We start from the raw sequence: 21,478 nt of genomic DNA on the forward strand, positions 1-21,478 counted from the left end.
ATCTCCAATGGGAATCCTTCACGGACGGGCATTCTATCACCGGGTTCGCGCTCGTCCGGCTGCGGAAAATTCCTTTTTTGGCTTCAGATAATTTGGGGGGCCGAGAGGTGATTGATGAGCAGTTCGTTTACCCGGTCCGGTTCCGTCAGCACGACTCCGTGAGACGCTCCGCTGAGTTCCGTGAACCTGGCCCCCGGAATCCCGGCCGCCAATTCCAAGAACACTCTTGAAAACCCAACAAGCGCAACTTCAAAACTCGCGAGGCGGGGAGCCTCGCGCGAATCACGTTAATCAGTGACTATCAGCCATCTTGGAAGTTATTGAAGGTTAACAAGTTCTGTGATGGCCCATGAGTGACAGATCAACGCGCACTCATGTCGTCAGCACGGTTCGACGCGACACCACGATCGGGACGAACCGAAAGGCCGGTCCCTTGCCGGCGTGCGCGCCTCCGGCGGCGGCGAACATGGAGAGCCATACCCCGGCGAAGGTGATCCACGCCAGCCGACGGGCGGCGGCCCTGGCCTCCCGGCGGGCTTCCGGATCGTCAACCTTGGCGTTTGCCTCGGCCTTCCAGGCGTTGATGCGGTCTTGCGAAATGCCATTCTCGCGGGCCGCCTGCTCCCAGTTCGGGGCGGACCGGTTGGCGACATCCACCACCCCGACGACCGCGTTCAGCCCTGATTTCAACCCCATCGCCCCAAAGAGAACGAGGATCGTGGTGACGGTGGCCCATGTGATGAGGCCAAGCAAAACCGCCTCTTCCGAGTCCTCGCCCACTGTGAACAGGTTGGTGACGAATGCCCCGCAAAACATGGCGATGCAGGTGACAATGATGAGCCAGACCACCGTCCCGGCGGTGAGATCGCGGGCGGTCACTCCGTCGTAGACCGACAGGCCGACGGCCGTCGTGAGGATGCCCAACAGGTAATAAATGCCGAGGGCCACGGCGGCGCCGCCCATGACGGCACCCCAACTGATCCGTGATCCGACACTTTGATCCACATCTCGGGCGGCCGTTCCGACGACCGCCGTGACTTGTTGTTCCATGTGAGCTCCGGTATGTTCCGTTCGTTTGGAGAGAGACGGCCCCGGCCACCCATCAAAGCGGGAAGCCAAATACCCGAAGATCGGCAACGCAAGTCGTTGGAGGGGGCCGTTGGCGGGTTTCGACGGCGACAGGCCGCCCGAATATCCCGCCGGCCTTAGTGAAGCAAATGGCGTTCCGGTCAGATAGCGGGTCAAATGCCGCCGATTTTAACCGGATGAATGGCGCCGGATATGCGTCGGGTTGGGAAATAATCCATCGAATTCCATGAGGCCCCCGATGACCACGTTGTTCGCCACCGCCAAGTCTGCCGATCCATCACCGCCTCCTGAATTGCCGCCGCCCGTGCCGGAAGAGCCAAGTCCTCCTCTGGAGCCGCCGCCAAGCCCGTTGCCGCCGCCGATGCCTCACCGGGAACCGGAGCAACCCCGGTCGCCGACCACCGAACCGGGGCGAGAGCCGGGGACGTTTCCCGGCCCCGGCCCAACGCCACCGCCGGTTCCTTCGCCAATGCCCCCGCCGCCGATCGTGCCTGCTCTTTCAATCTGATTTACGCGGGTGAACAGCCCCATCACCTTGGTGATTGAGGCATGGAATGTGCTTCTCTTGTCGAGTAACGACAACTCAAACAGAGGGCAAAACAATGATCGCGTTTATGTGCTGGATTATCACGGGCCTGATCGTGGGCCTGATCGCCAGAGCCATCCTGCCCGGCCGGCAGGCAATGGGCATTGCCAACACCATCATCATCGGCATCACCGGGGCCATCGTTGGTGGCATGATCTCATCATTGATCTGGCCTGCTTGGGTGGATGATCCAAGCGTGGACCGCATGTGGCCGGGCTGGCTCATGTCGGTGGCCGGCGGTGTTTTGGTCTTGTGGGCTTACACGGCTTTCTACGGTAATCGGAATCTCACCAACGCCGGATGAGAAGCAAGTCACCCAAGGCGGCCCATCCGGCCGCCGCCTTTTCTGTTCAAAATTTGCATCCCACAATCTGCTGGCATCCCATTTTCGACGCCTTCCTCCGACGGCCATTTCTCCGTTCCAGGCGTTGCTGTTCAAGTTTCTGAGCAAGCCGCTTGACCATTGGAAATCCAACGCCATTTGATGAACACCGGACCCAAAGGATTCACTTCGGGAGGGTCGGGAAAACGAGAGAAATTTCCGGGTGTCGAATGGAAGAAATTCTGACGCGCAAGCCGCCGCCCGGAACGCATTACCCGCAGACACCGGGTGATGGACCATCGTGGGCCGCCTCCCGTGACAACGACCGCCGGGAGCCGTCTTATGGCCGACTATCCGTCTGTTCCACCTGCCCTTGAGGCCGCCATGCAGGCGAGGGCTTGCAGCGACGATCCTTCTTTTGACACGCCGTTGCCGGGCCGGATCATCGACTTGGGGGAAGTCAGTGATGGCGGAGAGGGAAGACCCGGAGAGATCGAGCATGTGCTTCGCGCGAGGGGGGATGTCGAGCTTTTATTGACCAAGGACGAACTGAACCGGCTGCTTCGGCAGGCGGTGTCGGCTGCCGAGGCGTCGCCGGATTGGGGGCCTGGCCGGGAGTTCTTTCATGAGGTCACGGATGACGCTCACGTCTTCGAGGGGGAAGAACCATCCTCTTTCACCATCGCCCATTTGGGCACGTCATACGATATCCGCTACTACGACGGGTTCGCCACCGAGTTCATCCAATAACCCATCACTTGGGTTGAAGCAACAGAAGCAGAAGCCACGTTTGCGCGGCGACCAACAGAGGCAATCCCGCCGCCACCCCTGCCGTCAACAGCCACACCTTGCGGCGAACTTTCCGGACCAGCGAGTTGTCCACCGTTCGTTCCAAATCATCCTTCAGTTTCAACAGATCGATTTCGCTCTTTCCCTCCGCACGGAATCGTTGAAGGATGTGAATACGCACCGATTCCAGCAACCGGGATTGAGTCACCCGCCGTGCCCAACCCCCTTGCTCATCGCTTGTCACACTGCGAACCGCGCCGCTCAACATGTTGTCCGCCTGCGCCAACGGCAATGGGGCCAGGACGACCCGCATGCTGTTCTCTCCGCCGATCCCCAACATCCGCTCGAAAACCAGCCTCACCAACGATTGCCCGAGTTTGAGTGTCCCGAATGCGTAAACGACAATCGCCAACGCCGCCTGTTTGAACCCGAGCATGACGCCAAGGATCGCGGCTTCAAAGAGCGCCAGAGCCGCGGCAGCCGTGCCGAAAGCCCAATGATGTTCGCTCAGGAAGTGATTCGAGAGCGCGCCCAACGCTCCCCCGAAGAGAGTTGTCACGATGATCGTGAGAGTGAAGGATCGCATCGTCACGCGGGACAGGGCCGCCAAGTGGCCGCCGAGGGAACGAAGGTCTATGTTCACAGATTTGTCCTCATGGCGGCCGTCCTCCAAATTAATGCAATTACCTTGATCGAAGTGCAAGTTCGGAACCGATCCGGGAATATCGGGAGTGTTTGGCCGGAAAACAACCGGAACAAGAGGTTCCGTCCCGCCACGTTGGTATTCAGCTTGCAAGTATTGGATAGGCAGACCCGGTTGGCGATTCCATCAGCCCGTCAAAGATGATGTCGTCAATTTTCGAGAGAATCAATGCCTATGGTGGCCGATCTCGTTCTTCGCGTGAATCGAATTTGAAAGCAAGAATCGGAGTTTCCTCCATGACGGGCCGCCTTACGATGGGATGAGTTCATCACCGTCCAACGGCGAGACGGAAGGGGAAATATCATGGCGATCATGGATACCAAACGGCGGACACCTCCCGAAAGTTTTTCCAATGACGATGCCCGCTGGCAGGCGGTGGTCCGACGCGATCCGGCCGCCGACGGGGTGTTCTTTTACTCCGTGAAAACAACCGGCGTGTATTGTCGGCCCGTCTGCCCCGCCCGGCAGGCGTTGCGGAAGAATGTGCGGTTTCATGACACTGGCCGCGAAGCCTTGGCGGCGGGGTTTCGCGCCTGCAAGCGATGTCAGCCGGACAAGGAGAGTTTGGCCGAACGGCACGCGGAGGTGGTTGCCCGAACCTGCCGCCTGATCGAGGAAGCCGAGGAAACGCCGGGTCTTGAAGAACTGGCGGCAGCGACGGGCCTGAGCGCCTTTCATCTGCATCGGCTTTTCAAGGCTCATACGGGGGTGACGCCGAAGCAATATGCCGCCACTCATCGGGTCGGCCGGGTTCGGCGGGAGTTGGCGCAAGCCGACACGGTCACCGAGGCCATTTACGAGGCCGGTTATCATTCCAATGGCCGCTTTTACGAATCATCGACGGACATGCTGGGCATGACTCCTCAAGCATTCCGCAAGGGAGGCCGGGGCAAGACGCTGCGTTTTGCGGTCGGCGAATGTCGGTTTGGGGCGATCTTGGTGGCCGCTTCCCCCGAGGGGATTTGTGCCATTTTGTTGGGGGACGACCCGGACAAATTGGTCCGCGAACTTCAAGATCGCTTTCCCAATGCCGAATTGGCGGGCGGCGATCAAGAATTTGAACAGTGAGTGTCCAAGGTCGTCGGGTTTGTCTCATCCCCCGCGAAGGGGCTGGACTTGCCGCTGGACATTCAAGGCACGGCCTTTCAACGGAAGGTTTGGGAGGCGTTGCGAAAGATTCCCGTTGGTTCGACAGTAACTTATGCGGAGATCGCCGAACAAATCGGCCATCCGAAATCCGTTCGGGCGGTCGCCGGGGCATGTGCCGCGAACCCCGTTGCGGTGGCGATTCCCTGTCATCGGGTGATCCGCACGGATGGTTCGTTGTCCGGCTATCGATGGGGAGTGGAGCGAAAGCGGGAATTACTCCGGTGCGAACAAGAAGGAAGCTAGATCATGGCAGGCAAGGTTGTTTGCTTGGATGTTGATTACACGCCGCCGTTGGATTGGGATTTTTTCGCACGGCATCTGGGCGGCCGGGCGACTCGCGGCGTCGAGATGATGGAGGGGAACAGCTATTGCCGCAGTATCGAAATCGACGGGCGAATCGGCTGCATTTCCATTGTGCCATCCGCCAGCGATCACCAGTTTCAAGTGAAGATCACCGGGGAAGCCCGCAAGCATCCGGAGGTGGTGGCTGATCGGGTTCGGAGGATGCTTGATCTCAATATTGATCTGGCGGCCGTGCATCAAACGTTGAAGGCCGACCCCATTTTGGCCCCGTTGCTGGCCGCGTATCCGGGAATCCGTGTGCCGGGGGCTTGGTCCCGTTTTGAAGTGTTGGTGCGCACGATTGTCGGCCAGCAAGTCACCGTCAAGGCGGCCACGACGATCATGGGGCGACTGGCCAGCCGGTTCGGCCAGCCGACCGGGTTGTCAAAAGGCCCGGAATTCGTCTTCCCCACTCCGGCGCAAATCGCAGAGGGCGGCATGGAAGGCATCGGCATGCCGGGCAAGCGGGTGGCGGCCCTTCAGACCGTCGCGAGGGCCATCGCCGAGAACCGGATTCCGTCGTTTGACACCGCTCCCGCAACCGAAATCCGACAGGCCCTGATGACAATGCCCGGCATCGGCCCGTGGACGATGGAATACTTTTCGCTCAAAGCATTGGGCGATGCCGATGCCTGGCCGGGGACCGATCTGGTGTTGAAGCGGGTGGTGGAACAGATGTCCGCAGGCAAGCCGGGAGGCGCGGACCTTTGGCGCCCCTATCGTGGTTACGCCGCCATGCACCTTTGGAACCGGGCTTCGCAGGCCAATGCCTTGAAGGAGTCAAATCCGGCAAGCGAAGTCGTTAAATGAGAAGTGTCGTGTAACAAGTCTCTCATACTTTGCTTCTCGCTTGACAGTCATATTTTGTCTCGGTAATAATCGGGCTTCACCGATCCTCTTCCGGGTGCCCGCTCATGTCTCGCTCAGGACAAACACAATCAAGGAGCGCCTTCACGCTCATTGAATTGCTCGTGGTCATTGCGATTATCGCCATCTTGATTGGCCTGCTTCTTCCGGCGGTTCAGAAGATCCGCGAGGCGGCCAATCGCATGAAATGCAGCAACAACTTGAAGCAAATCGGGCTGGCGACGCATAACTACCACGACGCAAACGGATCGCTGCCGGTGGGCGCCGTCGGGCCGACCGCCATGAATGTTCGCATCACATGGATGTTGAACATCCTGCCGTATGTGGAACAGGACAACCTTTACAAAAGCGTGAACCCGGTTATCACAGGATCTGGCACCAACATCACCAACGTGACGTACAACTCGGCCGCCTACAACCCGCCGGTCACGGGGTATGCCTGCCCGTCGGACAATGCCATCAGCACGAAGTATGCGACGGGTGTTTCCCGGTCCAACTATGTCGGCTGCTTCAGCGCCGACGGCGTGATGGTCAGTTCGGATGCGGGCTACACTTATGAAGGGGCCTCCGCGAAAAACCCCTCCAGCAAACTCACGATGTTTAATTACAACGTGACCCGAACTTTTGCCGACATCACCGACGGGCTCTCCAACACGGCGGCCATTTCTGAATTGATCACCGGCTCGGACGGCCTGTCCGATCAACGCGGCGTGTGGTCCGATTGCTGGGGGGCGCAATATTCCCATGCCCGGACGCCGAACACCAACATCCCCGATGCCGTCTGGAGCGTGGTGGCCAACACCACCTACAACTATTGTTCGGACACCTCCAACAAACCGAAGCGAAACGCCCCCTGCGACGGCAGCAGCAGCACATGGGCGGGGGAAATTTATTCGGCCCGAAGCTACCACACCGGCGGCGTCAACGTCTGTCTTGGCGACGGCTCCGTTCGATTTGTGAAAAACAGCGTGACGCTGAGCATCTGGCAGGGACTCGGAAGCATGAACGGCGGCGAGGTGATCGATGGCAGCGCGTATTGATCCCCGCGACCGTTTCCGTTTGTTGTCGGGTTTGTGTTTCTGTGCGATGCTGGCTTTTCTGACCGGATGCGGCAAGGGGCCAGTCCGCGTCTGGGGGGAGGTTCGCCACCAGGGTATCCCTTTGGCGACGGGAACAATTGTTTTCACCCCCGTCGACGGGACGACCGGTCCCTCGACCGGCGGGAAAATCGTCGATGGGAAGTACGATGTTCCATCCGACAAAGGGGCCACTCCCGGCGGGGTCTACCGGGTGGAGATCACCGCCCTGCGGAAATCCGGCAAGACCATCCCCAATCTGGCCGACCCGAAGAAGGGGCCGCCCGAAGAACTCATGGAACAGTTCCTCGGGCCGGAGTTCAATGTGAAGTCCGCCCTTCGGGCGGTTGTCGAACCGGGTTCAAACGGGCGGTTCGATTTCGACCTAAAGTGACGGCACGGACACCAATCGGAGCGAACCGTTCCTCCGATTCCCAAATGTGACACGCCCCGAACCGAACCACATTTGACAGCGTTTTCTTGTTCGCTGTATAATCAGCTCATAACCTCTCCCGGTCGGCGGTGTCCTTCCGATGGATCGCCTCAGCCTCGTTGACGGAGCCAACTCCATCTTGCGTCGCACCTTAGGGATTCGTTTCATGGAAGTTTCTTTGCCTTTCATCGGTCGGCGACTGTTCGCCCCGCTCGCTCTCTTTCTGGCCGGATGCGTTGCGTGTCCGGACGCTGTCCGCGCCCAGGAGGCGAATGCGAACGACGGTCTGTTCGTCACCGTGCCCAATCCGATCACCGAAGGGGCCATCAGCCAGATTAAAACGGCCGTTGAGAAGGCGAAGGCATCGCCGGGTCGCAACATCAAACGGGTCATCTTTGATTTCAACCCGGAAGGCAAGGAAGCGGCCACCGAGAGCTATGGTCCCCCGTATGAACTGGCCGTGTATATCCGCTCCTTAGTGTCGAATGGCATCACGCCGACCGCGTTCGTCCACGCCAAAACGACCCGCCACACCGTGTTGCCGGTGATCGCCTGCGAAGAACGGGTGATTTCCTCCGGGGCCACCATCGGGGACGTGCCCTCCAAGGAACGGCCGGTCGCCAAGAACGAACTGGACTATTACATCCAGCTCGCGGGAATCAATCACGCCGGGGCCGTCGCCCGGATGATTGACAAGGATGTGGTTCTCGTGCAGGCCCTGAACAAAGGGGGAACCATCTATGTGGACCTCCGCAAGACCGAGGGACCGGGCAAAGATCCTGCCTATGACGAGGTTCGGGTGGTCAACCGCAACCCCGTTCAACTTCCCTCCGGTCCGGCCCTTTACAACACGGAACAGGCCCGCCGGTTTGAGCTTTTCAAGGTGCAACTGGAAACGCGGCCCGAAATCGCCACCTATTACCAGCTTCCCACGACAGCCTTGGAGGAAGATCCCATCGGCCCCGACGGGATGCGGCCTTGCAAGATCATGATCGAGGGTTTGGTGGACGTGTCGATGCGGGAGAAACTGCGCCGGCAGATCGAAGCGGCGAAAGCCCGGAAGGAGAATTATTTTTTCTTCGTGATCGAATGCGAAGGGGGTGATTCCGGTGTGGCCCGCGAAATTGCGGACGACATCATCAATCTTGCCAAAGATCCGAATCATCGAAGCCGGACCATCGCGTTTGTCCCCGGCCAGCCGAAAGATTTGGCGGTTTTCCTCGCCTTTGCGTGTCAGGAACGGGTGATGTTCAAGGGGCCTCGCCCGGAGGCCGAGGCCACCCTCGGGGATTTCACGTCTTACCTGAGCAACAAGAACAAGAACGAGAACTTCTTGAAGGAAAATCTGCTCGCCGTCTCGGAACAACGCGGCATTCCGGCCATTCTCATTGAGGGGCTGTTCGACAGGAACCTGGAGATCATTCAGGCTCGCAACGCGAAGACCGGAGAAACCAAACTGATGTCCGACATCGAGTTGAAACAACTCGCCGGACAGGGGTGGGCGAAAGAAGGGACGGTCATCAAGCAGAAAAACAGCCTCTTGGTTTTAAACGCCACGACGGCCAAAAATCTGCGGATTGCCTCCACGGTGGACAACAAGGATGTGACGGAGGTTTATGCCAAATACGGGGTGGAAGCGAAGACGGTGCGGGACTCCGAGCCTTCGTGGCTCGATAATTTCGCCGCGTTTCTGCGGTCGCCGGGCGTTTCCATCTTCCTCATCATCGTCGGCATCGCCGGGTTGGTGCTGGAAATGAAGGCGCCGGGGCTGATCGTTCCCGGCGTCATCTCGGCCGTTTGCTTCATCTTGTTTTTCTGGGCGCAAACGCAGCTTGGCGGCCAGCTCATCTATCTGGCCATCATGTTGTTTCTGCTCGGGCTGGTTCTGCTGGCCGTGGAAATCTTCCTCATCCCCGGCTTCGGCGTCACCGGGGTGAGCGGTATCCTGCTGATCCTCGGCGGGTTGGTGCTGGCCGGATTGGACAAGGCTCCCGAAAGCACCGCCGACTGGATTGACATCGTCAGCCGGGCGTTGCGGTATGGCCTCATGACCGCCGGGAGCGTGTTGCTTGCGTTCTTCGTCTCGCGGTTCCTTCCCAAGATTCCGTATGCGAACCGGTTGATGCTGGTTCCCCCGGAGGACAAGATCGACGCGGATGCCGATTCTTCCCCGTTGCCGGGTGTGGATTCGTACATCGCCCTGCTCGGTCAGGTCGGCACGACCACCTCCATGTTGCGACCGGCCGGGATGGCCAAGTTCGCCGACCGTTATGTGGATGTGATCTCCGAGGGAGATTTCATCGACGCCGGCACGCCGGTCCAAGTGGTCGAAGTGGAAGGAACACGGGTCGTGGTGAAACGGGTGTAAGACAGAGAAGAATTTTTAGCCAAGGATCGGACACAGATAAAGGCACAATGAGATGAGAACCGGGCAAGACAAGCCAGTCTTCATTTCTCTTGTCTGATTTTCGTTTCCACCGTTTTGTCTAAATCCGTATTCGATCCGTGGCTAAAATAGTTTTTGACTTGCTTTTATTCCCATGAGGCCAGATCCCTGATGGACTTTCAAGCCAGTGGTTATCTGCTAATCATCCTCGGGATCGTCTTCATCCTCGCGGAACTGGTGTTGTTCACCGGCGGCATTCTGGCCGGGATTGGGGCGATGATCTCGCTTGTTGGCGTCGCGCTGTTGTTCGCGTTTGGTTCCACCGAAACCGGGCTGACGGCCTTGTTGTCTCTTTGCATCGGGGCTCCGTTGTTCGGGGCGTTGATCTTCTATGTCTGGCCGTATTCCCCCATGAGCCGAAAACTCATCAAGTCCGTCGAGGACGACGTGACGGTGGCCAACATCTCCGGCAATTTGGAACTGGAGCAGCTTCGCGGCCGGATTGGCCGGGTGGTATCACCATTGCGGCCCTCGGGGATCGCCGATTTTGACGGCCAGCGTGTGGATGTCATCACCCAGGGGATGATGGTGGAAACCGGGGCGTTTGTGCGGTGCATCGACGTTCGGGCCGGCCGGGTGGTTGTGCGGCCGACCGAAAAACCTTCCGCAAATGATCTGGAAACCGCCGATTTTTCATAAACCAATGACGAATAACACTTAGAGACAACATCCCTTGAAAGGACACCCCGACATGTGGGCTCCCCTGTTCGCCCAAGGCAAAGGCGGAAATCTTGATGGCGGTCAGATTTGGATTCTGGTCGTCGCCGGGATCGCCTTGCTCGTTTTCCTGTTCATGCTGATTCTGTTTTTCAGTTTTGTGCGGCTCTACATCCAAAGTTTGTTGACCGGGGCGAAGATCGGCATCTTCGACCTGATCGGCATGAAACTGCGGAACGTCGATTATCAGATGGTCGTTCGTCAGAAGATTGCATTGATTCAGTCGGGCGTGAAGGTGACAACCGAGGATTTGGAATCGCATTATCTCTCGCGCGGCAACGTCCCCAAGACCTCCACGGCCGTGATCGCCGCCCACAAGGCCGGGATCGACATGCCGTGGAAGACCGCCGCCGCGATTGACCTCGCCGGGCGTGATATTCTGGACGCCGTGCGAACGAGCGTGAATCCGAAAGTGATCGATTGCCCGGACGCCGGGAAAGGCCGTCAGTTTCTCGATGCCGTCTGCCAGAACGGGATTCAGCTTCGTTGCCGCGCCCGGGTGACAGTGCGGACGAAACTGGAACGACTGGTCGGCGGGGCGACGGAAGAAACGATCATCGCCCGCGTCGGCGAAGGGATCGTCGAGGCCATCGGCTCGGCCATCGACCACCGCGAAGTGTTGAAGAACCCCAACCTGATTTCCCGGACGGTGTTGATGAAGTCGCTCGACGCCCAGACGGCGTTTGAGATCGTCTCCATCGATGTGGCCGACATCGAAGTCGGCGAGAACATCGGGGCAAAACTGCAAGCCGACCAGGCCGCCGCTGACCTTCGCGTGGCCCAGGCCGAGGCCGAAAAACGCCGGGCGGCCGCCGTGGCGAAGGAACAGGAAATGACCGCCTTGGTGCAGGAAAACCGGGCGAAGGTGGTGCTGGCCGAGGCCGAGGTGCCGCTGGCCATCGCCAATGCCTTCCGCGACGGCCGGTTGGGCGTCATGGAGTATTACAACATGAAGAACCTCCAAGCCGACACGGCGATGCGAGCCAGCATCGGCGGGGCGACGGGGGACGGGCAGACTGGCAAATAGTCTGCGAGATGGGTGAGTGATTTTGTTTGGAGGGATGAGGGATGAGGGATGAGGGATGAGGGAAAACCAATCTGAGCCATAGGACATACCGAGTTTTTGGCGAACTGGTTTTCCCTCATCCCTCATCCCTCATCCCTCATCCCTCCAAACCGGAGAGTTGATGCGCAGCGATTAAACGGTGGAGGGGTGTCATGGATAAACTGATTTTCGCCGTCATCGGGATGTTCGTGCTGGTGTGGATTGTCAGCGCGGTCATGAAGGCTTCCCAGTCGGCCAACCCGCCCCGGCCGACGACACCGCCGCCGAACCGCAACCGGCCGAATCAGCAGCAGAAGCAACCGGAGAAGACCACCAACTCCGATCTCGAACGCTTCATGGCCGAGATCGACAAGTTGCGCACGCGGGGAGAAGCTCCCCCGCCGCCGCAAACACGTCCGGCGGCCAATCCCCGGCCGCCACGCATTAATCAACCGGCAACCGCTCGGGGAGAGACACCCGCCCGGCCGCGCGGAGAACGCCGGCCCAACAATCGCCGCTCTAGCGCCCCGCCGCCGTTGCCGCCGAAATCCGCCGAGGTGCCGGTGTTGCGGCCGGTGACGCCCGTGGAACCCGCCGGGCCGACCGGCGGGGGAACCGCGCACACCCTTCCGGGATTCAAACAAGCCAAAATCGCCCGCACGGCTTCCAGCGGCGGCGGAACTCTCCGAGAAGAAGTTTCGCCGGTCATGAAGACGTTGCAAACAATTTTGAAGGGCGATCAGGGGCCGGCCATTGCAATGGTGCTGACGGAAATCTTCGGCGAACCGCGTTGTCGCCGGAAGTTTTAAGGCCTGCTGTTCATGGCTTTTTGCCCAACGTGAAGTAAATCGTCGCCCCGTGATTCACTTTCCCCTCGGCCCAAACGTGGCCGCCGTGGCGGTTGATGACCCGCCGGACAGTGGCGAGCCCGATTCCGTTTCCCTCGAACTCGGTTGCCAGATGCAACCGCTGAAAGGGCTTGAACAGCCGGTCGGCATATTTGGGATCGAACCCGGCGCCGTTGTCCCGCACGAAGAACACCTGTTCCCCGTCTTGTTCCATCGAACCAAATTCGATTCTCGCGCCGGTCGTTCCTCCGGTGTATTTCCAAGCATTCCCAAACAGATTCTCGAAGGCCACCCGGACAAGGTTTTCGTCTCCTTGGGTTCGCAGGTTCGGTTCGATCGTCACCTCCACAAACCGTTCCGGTTCGGCGTTCTGGATGACAGACATCACTTGGGCGGCCAGTTGGCTGATGTCAAACGAGGTCCGGCGAAGCTCGCCGCGTCCGACACGTGAAAGCACCAGCATGGCGTCGATCAACTCGCCCATCCGCTGGCTGGCGGCCCGCACCCGGTGGAGGCAATCCCGGCCCTCGTCGTCCAGTCGTTCGCCGCAGTCTTCCAGCAGCGCCTGGCTGAAGCCATCGATGGCCCGGAGCGGGGTTCGGAGGTCGTGGGAAACGGAATACGAGAACGACTCCAGCTCCTGATTGGCGGCCGCGAGTTGGGCGGTGCGATCCAGCACGCGATCCTCGAGTTCCGCATTGAGCCGTCGAACTTCCTCCTCGGCCTGGTGGCGTTTGGTGATGTCAATGGTCGTCCATAGCACGCATGGCTCGCCGTCCACGTCGATCATGATGGCCGACCCCAGCCCGGTCATCTTCTCGCCGTTGGGCAGCGTCGCCTCGAATTCCATCTCGGGGACGACCTTGGTGGTTTCCAAGATGCGGCGAACTTCTTTTAGCAACCCCGAATTCACCTGAAAGCCAATGTCGCCAATCGTCCGGCCGATCACTTCTTCGCGGGGAACGCCGATTCGCCTCGCCCAAATGTCGTTGATTTCCACATGGGTCGTGTTGGAAAAGCGGGTGATGCTCATCATGGCCGGGCTGCCGTAAAACGCCCGGCGAAACCGGACTTCCGAGCTGCGCAATGCCGATTCCTGCCGTTTTTGCTCGGTGACATCCTGCACCAGCGACGTGACGCCGATCACCCGGCCGTCGTCGTCGATCAGCGGGGTGTTGTACCACTCACAATCAATGATCCGGCCGTCGGCTGTCAGATTTTGGTTGGTGCTGCGTTCGCCGCCGCGCAGGTGAATCAGCCTGTTCCAAATCTCATCCACGTGTTCCCGCATGTTTTCGGGGAGGTTGAAGGAGAAGTGTTTCCCGATCGCTTCACCGGCGCCATGGCCGAAGATCCGCTCGGCCGCCGGGTTCCAGGCGAGGACTCGCCCGACATCATCCCATTCGATGACGCCGAGGGGCGTTTGCATCCGGTGCAGTTCCAGACGCTGTTGGGTGATTCGCAATATCTCCGAGGCCTTTCTCGCCGCCGTCATGTCCCGGCTCAAGCCTGCCACGCGAGCCGCCCGGCCATCCTCCCCCGGAATGGGGACGATCATGGTGGACATCCAGCGGGTCACCCCGTCGATCGTCAGTTCATGGTCGTGAGTAAGCGAGATGCCGAGGCGGACGCACAACAAGAATTGATCGGCCAGCCATTCGATGCCGGGGTCCGGGATGGCCTCCATGAGCGTTTTCCCGATCAGTTTGTCGCGGCTGTCGCCGAACAGTTCGGCGGCGGTCGGGTTGATGTCCTCGACGATCAGCCGATTCTCGGGGGTCAGCCGGAGGATCCACTCGCTGTCCGCGCTATGGATGAACATCCCGCGGATGAGGGCTTCTTTTTGGTGGAGTTCGAGGTTCGCCAGCTTCAGGCTGCCCTGATAGTCGATGACGTTGCGGGCCATCTTGTTGAAGTCCCCGGCCAGTTGCCGGATCTCGGCGAAGCCGGTGGGGGCGATCAGGGGCGGGTTTTGCTGGTTGGCGAGCAGGTGGGTCTTTTCCTGAAGCTCGATCAGCGGGCGGGCCAATTGCCGGGCCATCAAAGCGGCCGCAAGGACGGCGAGGATCACCACGCCCGCGAGAATCGCCAGATGCCAGTATTGCTGTTCCCAGACCGGTCCCATCGTCGCGGCTCGGGGCATCAGCAGCACGACATGCCAGCGGGGGCCGCCCGGCAGCGTGACGGGGCGGAGAATGGCCGTGTGTTGTTCGCCGTTGTGGGCAAATAGCCTGGGTTCGCCCTCGTCGGATTCCCAGTTTCCCGGTGATTGCCGGGCGAATTCGCGGATCACCGGATCGTGGACCGATTCCAGATTTTCGGCCAGTTGGTTGTTCCCGTCCAGCAAGGACGTGGACGCCTCGGGATGGGCGATAACCCGTCGGGCGCCATCGGCCCGGTGTTCGACGATGAACGCATAGCCCCCCGCCAGGTCTTCGCGAACTTTTTCAAGATACTTTGACAGTCCGTAAACGCTAAAATCCACATCCCACACGGCCACCAATTGGCCGTCTTTGCCGTACATCGGAATGGCATGGGACACACCGGGAAGCGGGCCGTAAACGCCCTTGCCGTAAAACTGGTAACTCTCGGTCCACACGGGTTTTCCGGTGGATTTCGCGGCAATGTAATGGGGTCGTTGGCGGGGGTCGTAATCCGTGTCGGCCAGCTTAGGGCCGGCTTTCACAATCGTCCGGCCGTCAATCCGGTAATCGGCTGAAACCCGGCGGCCGCTGGCATTGATGAAATATTCGCGATAACCAATCTCGCCATCCGGCCCTCGCTCGAACATCGCATACGAACCTTCCTTCTCCAAGGCGAGTCCCAGATAGGCCAGATCGGGCTGGAGGCGAAAGGCCGCGAGCATCGGCGTGAACAAGCCGTGAAACTGTTCATGAGTCATCGCTTCCGGCAATTCGACGGCGGCCATCGTGTGGCCGAAGGTCATCGCCTCTTGGAGAACCGAGTCGATCCGGCCGTTGGTGCGCTGCATGGCCTGCCGGACCATTGAACCGGAAAGGACCTCCACGGATCGTTGGTGATACCACCACGAAACGAAGGCAAGCAGGCCGGTCGCCAACACCACCAACGGGATGTTCACGGCCAGCAGAACGGTTCGGAAATGCAAGGGTTTGCGGATGGACATGCGAGCTCGCCCATGTGGACATGGAACGAGGCCCATTATATCGAATGGACGGCCCGAAAGATCACGCGGCGGCGGCCCGAATGTCCGGCAGGGATTCCCAGAGGGCGGTGGCGGCCGCCAGAAGATGTTCGCGAAACCGCAAGGTTTCCTCGGGCGGGTACTCGCCCCGGCGGCGTAGAATGGCCCACGGTTGCACCGGCCGCAACGATCCCGAGGGATGCCATTCGGAATGCCGAAGCAACGGCCGGTTGTCGGCGGCGATGGCCACGGCCGTGTCCGTGATGATCCGGCACAGGTCGGTGTCCGCGTCGAACGGGTCAGCCGTCGGGGACACCACCAAGTCGATCCGGTCGGCCAGCAGAGCCTCGGCCAATTCTTCCGCAATCACCCGGACGCGGGCGTGTTCATGGAGATGCAGGGCTTCTCGAAGGCCCGCCCGCTGATACCGCCCGAACAAACAACCGGGAACCGCTCCGAGGGCTTCCAGTTCGGCCCGCCGGCAGAGATGCTCGCCGTTTGGGCCGGAATAATTTGCGGATAGCAAATGGATGACGGGCGTTTTCTCCCGAATCCATAAGAAGTGTGTTCGCAGAAAATCCGCAGTCGGTGCGACCACGGCCGTTCGTCCTGAATTCGGGGGCTTCCGTTTCATGCGACGGAGGCCATACCCGACCGACGACCAGATTGCAAGCTTTTTGTGCCGATGGCCCCTCTGGAATCCAAAGGGTTGTTCGCGCATCTTAATAATGGACGAATCATGTTGGCGCGTGGCCAACACAGGCGGTTTGATTGCCTGAAGGTCAGCTAATCCGCGGCAATTCGAGTATGCGGCACGGTCGAGGGGCGCAACCACTTTTTTTGAGGGCGCGCCGGAAATTGACGAAAACTCGAACGTGCGGACCTTGCCGGGTTAGTTGGTGATTCTAATATGATAGCTTTCCATTTCGCCGGACGCCGGCCAGTGATAGGTGGACGATGAAAGTTCGATCGAGCGTTCGACGGATGTGTGCCAAGTGCAAGCTCATCCGCCGCAAGGGTGTGGTGCGTGTGATTTGCGAAGACCCCCGCCACAAGCAGCGTCAGGGTTAATCCCCAGGAGTTTTTGACCCATGCCGCGTATTCAGGGTGTTGACCTTCCGAACGACAAGCCGACCCACATTAGCTTGCGCTACCTGCGCGGCATCGGGCCGACGACTTCGCTGCGGTTGTGCGAACAAGCCAACATCGACCCGCAACGACGGGCCAAAGAACTGACGGACGACGACCTCGCCAAGATCGCCACGTTGCTTGACCGGGAATACCTCGTCGAAGGTACCCTGCGTCGCACCGAGTTTGGCAACATCGAGCGCCTCAAGCAGATCAACTGCTACCGGGGCACCCGCCACAAGCGGAACCTCCCGGCCCGCGGCCAGCGTTCCAAGACGAACGCCCGTACCCGCAAGGGCCCCCGCAAGACCGTTGCGGGCAAAAAGGGCGTCAAGGACATGAAGTAGTAGTGGGTGGCGGTGATCGCGCTCCTTTCGGGGCGCGGGTGTTCCTCGTACAAAACAAGACCAAGCGGCAGTCATGGCCAAGAGCAAGAAACGAAAGACACGGAAGAACGTCACCCGCGGGGTGGCCCACATCCAGTCGACCTTCAACAACACGATCGTCACCATCACGGACGCCGCCGGGGACACCCTCTGCACCGCGTCCGGCGGGGCCGTCGGCTTCAAGGGGAGCCGCAAGAGCACCCCGTATGCCGCCCAGCGGGCCGCCGAGGCGTGTGCCGAGCGGGCCTCGAAGTTCGGCGTGAAGGAAGTGGAAGTTCGCGTCAAGGGGCCGGGCGCCGGGCGTGAGTCGGCCATCACCGCCCTTCAGCAATCCGGGCTGAACGTGAAGATGATCGAAGACGTGACTCCGCTGCCGCACAACGGTTGCCGGGCTCCCAAGAAACGCCGCGTGTAATCCGAGTTCCCGAAACCATCCGTATTCCTCCAGCGACTGTTTACCGAAACACATGGCTCGTTACACCGATCCCGTTTGCAAGCGTTGCCGCCGCGAGGGCATGAAGCTCTTTCTCAAGGCGAGCCGTTGTTATTCCCCCAAATGCCCGATGGACCGGGACGACCGGCGAAAGCCGCCGGGGATGCACGGGGCGCGCAAGTCGAAGCTCAGCGAATACGGCGTTCGCCTTCGCGAAAAGCAAAAGCTCAAGTGGTTCTACGGCGTGCTGGAACGCCAGTTCCGCCGCTACTTCACCCTCGCCTCCAAGTCCCCGGAAAACACCGGGGCCGTGCTGCTGAGCATTCTGGAGCGTCGGCTGGACAATGTGATCCACCGTCTCGGGTTTGCCCCGTCCCGGAACAGTGCCCGCCAGTTGGTCAACGGCGGCCACGTGATGGTCAACGACGTCCCCACGAACATCCCCAGCATGATCCTCAAGCCGGGCGACATCGTGAAGGTGAAGAGCCGAGAAAAGAGCCTCAAGCTCGCCCGCTCCATCAAGCCGGAATCGGCCGAACGCGTGCCGGACTTCCTTGAAGTCATCCCCGGTGAAATCCCGGAAGGCCGCCTGACCCGCCTGCCGGATCGCGGCGACATCGACCCGCGCATCACCGAAATCCGCGAGCAGTTGATTATTGAAATCGCCGCCCGCTAATTAACAGTCAAAAGGCCAATCACCGCTCGGAATGAAGATTCGGGAAGGCGACCCCGGACGGCACTCACCCCGCCCGGACTCCCCCCGAAACCCTTCATTCCGTTTTGTACTTCCCATGCCGGAGGGTATTTTCCATGCGAATCAAGTGGCGTAACCTGGAACTCCCCAGCCGCGTGACCACCGACCGGGGTCTCACGGAAACCTACGGCAAGTTCTACGCCGAACCCTTTGAAAAAGGCTTCGGCATCACCATCGGCAACAGCCTCCGCCGGGTGCTGCTCTCCAGCCTCGAAGGCAGTGGCGTGACTCGGGTGAAGATCCAAGGCGTCCAGCACGAAGTCTCCACCATCCCCGGCGTTGTCGAGGACGTGACGGACATCGTCCTGAACATCAAGTCCCTTGTGGTGAAAAACAATTCGGAATCCCCGAAGACCATCCGCATTGACCGCCATCAAAAGGGCGTCGTCAAGGCGGCCGACATCCAGCACGACGCGGACGTGCAGATCATCAACCCGGAACACATCATCGCCACCCTGACGGACGATGTTCCGTTCGTCGTGGAAATGAGCGTCGAAAACGGCCGGGGTTACCGGGCCGCCGACGAAAACGCCGGGCGTGAGCGTGAAATCGGCGTGATCCCGGTGGACACGAGCTTCTCGCCGGTCGTGCGGGTGAAGTACGAAATCGAAGAAACCCGCGTCGGCCAGAAGACCAACTACGACCGGCTGGCCCTCGAAGTGTGGACCAACGGAACCACGACCCCGCAAATGGCCGTCGTGGAAGCCGCCAAGATTCTTCGCAAGCACCTCAACCCGTTCGTTCAATACACCGAACCAGGCACGGAACTCCCGATCGACGACCGATTCGAGGCCGGCCCGAGCGCCCGCGAATCGTCGGACGCCGATCTGGAACGCAAACTGAACATGAGCCTCGCGGAACTCGAACTCTCCGTGCGGGCCACGAACTGCCTCGAATCCGAAAATATCTCCACCGTCCGCGACCTTGTGTCCCGCGCGGAAGATGAACTTCTCGAAGTCCGCAACTTCGGCGAAACGACCCTCAAGGAAGTCCGGGCCAAGCTCTCCGAGCATGGCCTCGCCCTCGGTATGCGTTTGCCGATGCCCCGCCGATAAGTTTGATTTGATTTTTTCACCCGTGGCCGGGCGAGCGTGTCGGGATGACACCCGTATAACCGGCCTACAATTGGAAGGTTTGTCATGCGTCACTTGAAGAAGGGCCGTAAGCTCGGCCGGAACTCGACTCACCGCAAAGCCATGTTCCGCAACATGGTCATGAGCCTGGTTTCCCACGAACGGATCAAGACGACGGTCCCGAAGGCCAAGGAACTCCGCCCGATCATCGAGCGGTACATCACCCTTGCCAAGCGCGCCTTGGCCACCGGCGACCGCTTGAAGATTCTTCACGCCCGCCGTTTGGTGATGGCCCGTCTCGGCCCAGTCGCCAAGATTGACATCGTGGACGGCACCGGCGAACCGATCGGTGATGAAAACGTCGTCGAAAAGATCTTCAACGTGCTGGCCCCGCGGTTCAAGGATCGCGTCGGCGGTTACACCCGGATCATGAAGACCAGCCATCGCCGTCTCGGTGATGCCGGCGAAACCGCCTACATCGAATTGCTGAAGGAAGGCGAGACGAAGGTCACCGCCAAGAAGGCCGAAGACAAGCCGAATCCCGTCGCCCCCGTGGCCACGACCCCGATTGCTCCGGCTCCGCTGGCTCCGGCCCCGGCTCCCGAAACGCCCGCTCCGGAAGCCCCGCCCGCGAGCTGAACGGGATCATCGACGAAGTGAATTGAAAAAGGCCGTCCCGATGGGGCGGCCTTTTTTGTTGATTGACACCGGCTTCCGACTCGGCAAAGATAGGCGCATGATCGACCCCGCCATCCTCGTTGATCTGAAAATCACCCCTTCTTGAATGTCTTGATTGACACCATTCCGGAGAACATTGTGAAGAATTTGATCCTCTCCCTCGGGCTTGTTTTGGCGACCGCCGCCGGGGCCTTTGCCTTGGATGTTAGCTGGCCGCCGGCCAGGCAAAAAGAATCGGAATTTACGGGGCGAAAGCTGGAGACCTTCCAGCATGGCAGCCGGCAGGAATGGGGCTACGCAGAAGCCCAAAAAGACACGTTCTTGGTGCTTCATCCGACGAAAGAGATCAAATCAAACGCCCCGCTTTATGTGGTTCTGCATTCGGCCGGACACGATGTTCATTCCTGTCTGGCCTGCACGACCAAGGTTGGCAACCACGACATTTACCATGCCCCGCAAGATTTCTTCGCGCTCTATGTCGATTGCAAAGCCAACAAGGGAGACTGGTGGTGGAGCATCAACAAATACCCCGGCCCCGAAGTCAGCCCGCCGGAAAAGCGGGTGATTGACACCGTGAAATGGGTGGTCAAACAATACGGCATCGACGAGAACCGCGTTTATTTGTGCGGCAATTCGATGGGCGGAAGCGGCACCTTGGGAATCGGAATGCGACACGGTGATGTCTTCGCCGCCATCAAGGCTAATGTTCCCGCCGAAGTGAAACACGTTTCCAGCCGGATGTACTTCCCGCCGCAGACGGTGCCGACGAATATCACCCTGCCTGATCCTCCCATCGTCGTTGACTACTCCGCGCCGAACGATGGTTGGTCCCGAGGCCATGATGGGTTCATCAAGGCCATGAACGACCGGAAATACGCCCTCTTCATGTATTGGGGGCCGTTCGGCCATGCGAACAACCATCAAGAAATTATGAAAGTGAATGACCTGATTAATTCATTTGACTGGCTGAACGTCAAGAAAAACGAATCCTATCCGGTCTTCACCGATGCCTCGACCAACGACACCCATCCCTGGCCGAATCAACTCACCGACAAGAAAGCGGGCCAGATCAATGCCTTCTTCCGATGGAAAGATGTGAGTGACACGGCCGATAGCGTCGAAACGTCGCTTTTTCTGGTGAAGCCCACGGAGTTGAAGACGACGTTCACGATCCCGGCCGAGGCCACCGCCGATGTCACGCTGCGCCGGTTGCAAATGTTGAAAATCGCCCCGGCAACAACGGTGCGCTGGAGATACGGCAAGTCCACCGGAGAGGCAACGGCCGACGCCACCGGGTGCGTCACCATTCCGAAATTGAAGATCACCGCAGAACCGACCAGTTTGGTCATTAGCAAGTTGAAGTAAGCAGACACGGGACAGGGCATGACGCCCATGTCGGTCATCTGCTGTCGATCTTGAAAGCAAAGATTCGCGTGTGCCTTTTCGGTCCA

Annotated in this window: 22 protein-coding genes and 1 pseudogene; 18 read left to right on the plus strand and 5 right to left on the minus strand. The window is 59.7% G+C overall.

Annotation, left to right across the window (positions count from 1 at the left end; translation table 11 throughout):
* Positions 1–83: 83 nt before the first annotated feature.
* Positions 84–224: an alpha/beta fold hydrolase gene (locus tag BGIM_RS64195; RefSeq protein ID WP_157369888.1), complete on the minus strand. Its 141-nt coding sequence runs from the start codon at positions 222–224 to the stop codon at positions 84–86.
* Between the two features lie 148 nt (positions 225–372).
* Positions 373–1,050 carry a hypothetical protein gene (locus tag BGIM_RS0143680; RefSeq protein WP_157369889.1) on the minus strand — a complete coding sequence of 226 codons (678 nt, stop codon included), beginning with the start codon at positions 1,048–1,050 and terminating at the stop codon, positions 373–375.
* Between the two features lie 277 nt (positions 1,051–1,327).
* On the opposite strand from BGIM_RS0143680, the gene BGIM_RS64200 reads away from it, so the two are divergent.
* The 3 genes from BGIM_RS64200 to BGIM_RS0143700 all read left to right on the plus strand — a co-directional run bounded on the left by BGIM_RS64200 (position 1,328) and on the right by BGIM_RS0143700 (position 2,747).
* Complete coding sequence (locus tag BGIM_RS64200) at positions 1,328–1,597, plus strand: hypothetical protein (protein ID WP_157369890.1); 270 nt, start codon at positions 1,328–1,330, stop codon at positions 1,595–1,597.
* A gap of 94 nt (positions 1,598–1,691) precedes the next feature.
* Positions 1,692–1,979 (plus strand): GlsB/YeaQ/YmgE family stress response membrane protein, encoded by a 288-nt coding sequence (locus BGIM_RS0143690; protein ID WP_020475896.1) that lies wholly within the window; start codon positions 1,692–1,694, stop codon positions 1,977–1,979.
* Positions 1,980–2,339: 360 nt separating this feature from the next.
* Positions 2,340–2,747, plus strand: a complete 408-nt coding sequence (locus BGIM_RS0143700; RefSeq protein WP_020475897.1) for a hypothetical protein — start codon at positions 2,340–2,342, stop codon at positions 2,745–2,747.
* A 4-nt stretch (positions 2,748–2,751) separates the two neighbouring features.
* Here the strand turns inward: BGIM_RS0143700 and BGIM_RS0143705 are convergent, their stop codons facing one another.
* Positions 2,752–3,429 (minus strand): hypothetical protein, encoded by a 678-nt coding sequence (locus BGIM_RS0143705; RefSeq protein ID WP_157369891.1) that lies wholly within the window; start codon positions 3,427–3,429, stop codon positions 2,752–2,754.
* A 363-nt stretch (positions 3,430–3,792) separates the two neighbouring features.
* Between BGIM_RS0143705 and ada the strand changes: the two are divergent.
* The 8 genes and pseudogenes from ada to BGIM_RS0143745 all read left to right on the plus strand — a co-directional run bounded on the left by ada (position 3,793) and on the right by BGIM_RS0143745 (position 12,373).
* Positions 3,793–4,881, plus strand: a pseudogene (ada, locus tag BGIM_RS55715) (bifunctional DNA-binding transcriptional regulator/O6-methylguanine-DNA methyltransferase Ada).
* Positions 4,882–4,884: 3 nt separating this feature from the next.
* Positions 4,885–5,790, plus strand: a complete 906-nt coding sequence (locus BGIM_RS0143715; RefSeq protein WP_020475901.1) for a DNA-3-methyladenine glycosylase family protein — start codon at positions 4,885–4,887, stop codon at positions 5,788–5,790.
* A 104-nt stretch (positions 5,791–5,894) separates the two neighbouring features.
* Entirely contained in the window at positions 5,895–6,887 is a 993-nt protein-coding gene (locus tag BGIM_RS0143720; protein ID WP_020475902.1) for a DUF1559 domain-containing protein, read from the plus strand.
* Positions 6,871–7,317: a hypothetical protein gene (locus BGIM_RS55720; protein WP_020475903.1), complete on the plus strand. Its 447-nt coding sequence runs from the start codon at positions 6,871–6,873 to the stop codon at positions 7,315–7,317. The genes BGIM_RS0143720 and BGIM_RS55720 overlap by 17 nt, the downstream gene beginning before the upstream one ends.
* Before the next feature lie 205 nt (positions 7,318–7,522).
* Positions 7,523–9,724 carry an NfeD family protein gene (locus BGIM_RS0143730; protein ID WP_029631920.1) on the plus strand — a complete coding sequence of 734 codons (2,202 nt, stop codon included), beginning with the start codon at positions 7,523–7,525 and terminating at the stop codon, positions 9,722–9,724.
* Positions 9,725–9,913: 189 nt separating this feature from the next.
* Positions 9,914–10,441, plus strand: a complete 528-nt coding sequence (locus BGIM_RS0143735) for an NfeD family protein (protein ID WP_020475905.1) — start codon at positions 9,914–9,916, stop codon at positions 10,439–10,441.
* 52 nt (positions 10,442–10,493) lie between these two features.
* Entirely contained in the window at positions 10,494–11,546 is a 1,053-nt protein-coding gene (gene floA / locus BGIM_RS0143740; protein ID WP_020475906.1) for a flotillin-like protein FloA, read from the plus strand.
* 191 nt (positions 11,547–11,737) lie between these two features.
* A complete protein-coding gene (locus BGIM_RS0143745; protein WP_029631921.1) occupies positions 11,738–12,373 on the plus strand; it encodes a hypothetical protein in 636 nt (211 codons plus the stop codon).
* A gap of 10 nt (positions 12,374–12,383) precedes the next feature.
* On the opposite strand, the gene BGIM_RS59385 is transcribed toward BGIM_RS0143745, so the two are convergent.
* Together BGIM_RS59385 and BGIM_RS0143755 are read right to left on the minus strand one after the other, a co-directional pair.
* Positions 12,384–15,557 carry a PAS domain S-box protein gene (locus tag BGIM_RS59385; protein ID WP_020475907.1) on the minus strand — a complete coding sequence of 1,058 codons (3,174 nt, stop codon included), beginning with the start codon at positions 15,555–15,557 and terminating at the stop codon, positions 12,384–12,386.
* A gap of 61 nt (positions 15,558–15,618) precedes the next feature.
* Positions 15,619–16,173 carry a hypothetical protein gene (locus BGIM_RS0143755; protein WP_157369892.1) on the minus strand — a complete coding sequence of 185 codons (555 nt, stop codon included), beginning with the start codon at positions 16,171–16,173 and terminating at the stop codon, positions 15,619–15,621.
* Between the two features lie 359 nt (positions 16,174–16,532).
* Between BGIM_RS0143755 and rpmJ the strand changes: the two genes are divergently transcribed.
* From rpmJ to BGIM_RS0143790, 7 genes are all read left to right on the plus strand, one after another.
* Entirely contained in the window at positions 16,533–16,646 is a 114-nt protein-coding gene (gene rpmJ, locus BGIM_RS60845; protein ID WP_072022325.1) for a 50S ribosomal protein L36, read from the plus strand.
* Between the two features lie 20 nt (positions 16,647–16,666).
* On the plus strand, positions 16,667–17,050 hold the full coding sequence (gene rpsM, locus BGIM_RS0143760) for a 30S ribosomal protein S13 (protein ID WP_020475909.1): 384 nt from the start codon (positions 16,667–16,669) through the stop codon (positions 17,048–17,050).
* Positions 17,051–17,123: 73 nt separating this feature from the next.
* Positions 17,124–17,504 carry a 30S ribosomal protein S11 gene (rpsK, locus tag BGIM_RS0143765; protein ID WP_020475910.1) on the plus strand — a complete coding sequence of 127 codons (381 nt, stop codon included), beginning with the start codon at positions 17,124–17,126 and terminating at the stop codon, positions 17,502–17,504.
* Between the two features lie 52 nt (positions 17,505–17,556).
* Positions 17,557–18,198 carry a 30S ribosomal protein S4 gene (gene rpsD, locus BGIM_RS0143770; RefSeq protein WP_020475911.1) on the plus strand — a complete coding sequence of 214 codons (642 nt, stop codon included), beginning with the start codon at positions 17,557–17,559 and terminating at the stop codon, positions 18,196–18,198.
* 134 nt (positions 18,199–18,332) lie between these two features.
* A complete protein-coding gene (locus tag BGIM_RS0143775; protein ID WP_020475912.1) occupies positions 18,333–19,331 on the plus strand; it encodes a DNA-directed RNA polymerase subunit alpha in 999 nt (332 codons plus the stop codon).
* 84 nt (positions 19,332–19,415) lie between these two features.
* Entirely contained in the window at positions 19,416–19,988 is a 573-nt protein-coding gene (gene rplQ / locus BGIM_RS55730; protein ID WP_020475913.1) for a 50S ribosomal protein L17, read from the plus strand.
* 177 nt (positions 19,989–20,165) lie between these two features.
* Positions 20,166–21,392 carry a prolyl oligopeptidase family serine peptidase gene (locus BGIM_RS0143790; protein WP_202947400.1) on the plus strand — a complete coding sequence of 409 codons (1,227 nt, stop codon included), beginning with the start codon at positions 20,166–20,168 and terminating at the stop codon, positions 21,390–21,392.
* The last annotated feature ends 86 nt before the right edge of the window (positions 21,393–21,478 follow it).

It is taken from the genome of Zavarzinella formosa DSM 19928, assembly GCF_000255705.1.
Classification (GTDB): Bacteria; Planctomycetota; Planctomycetia; order Gemmatales; family Gemmataceae; genus Zavarzinella; species Zavarzinella formosa.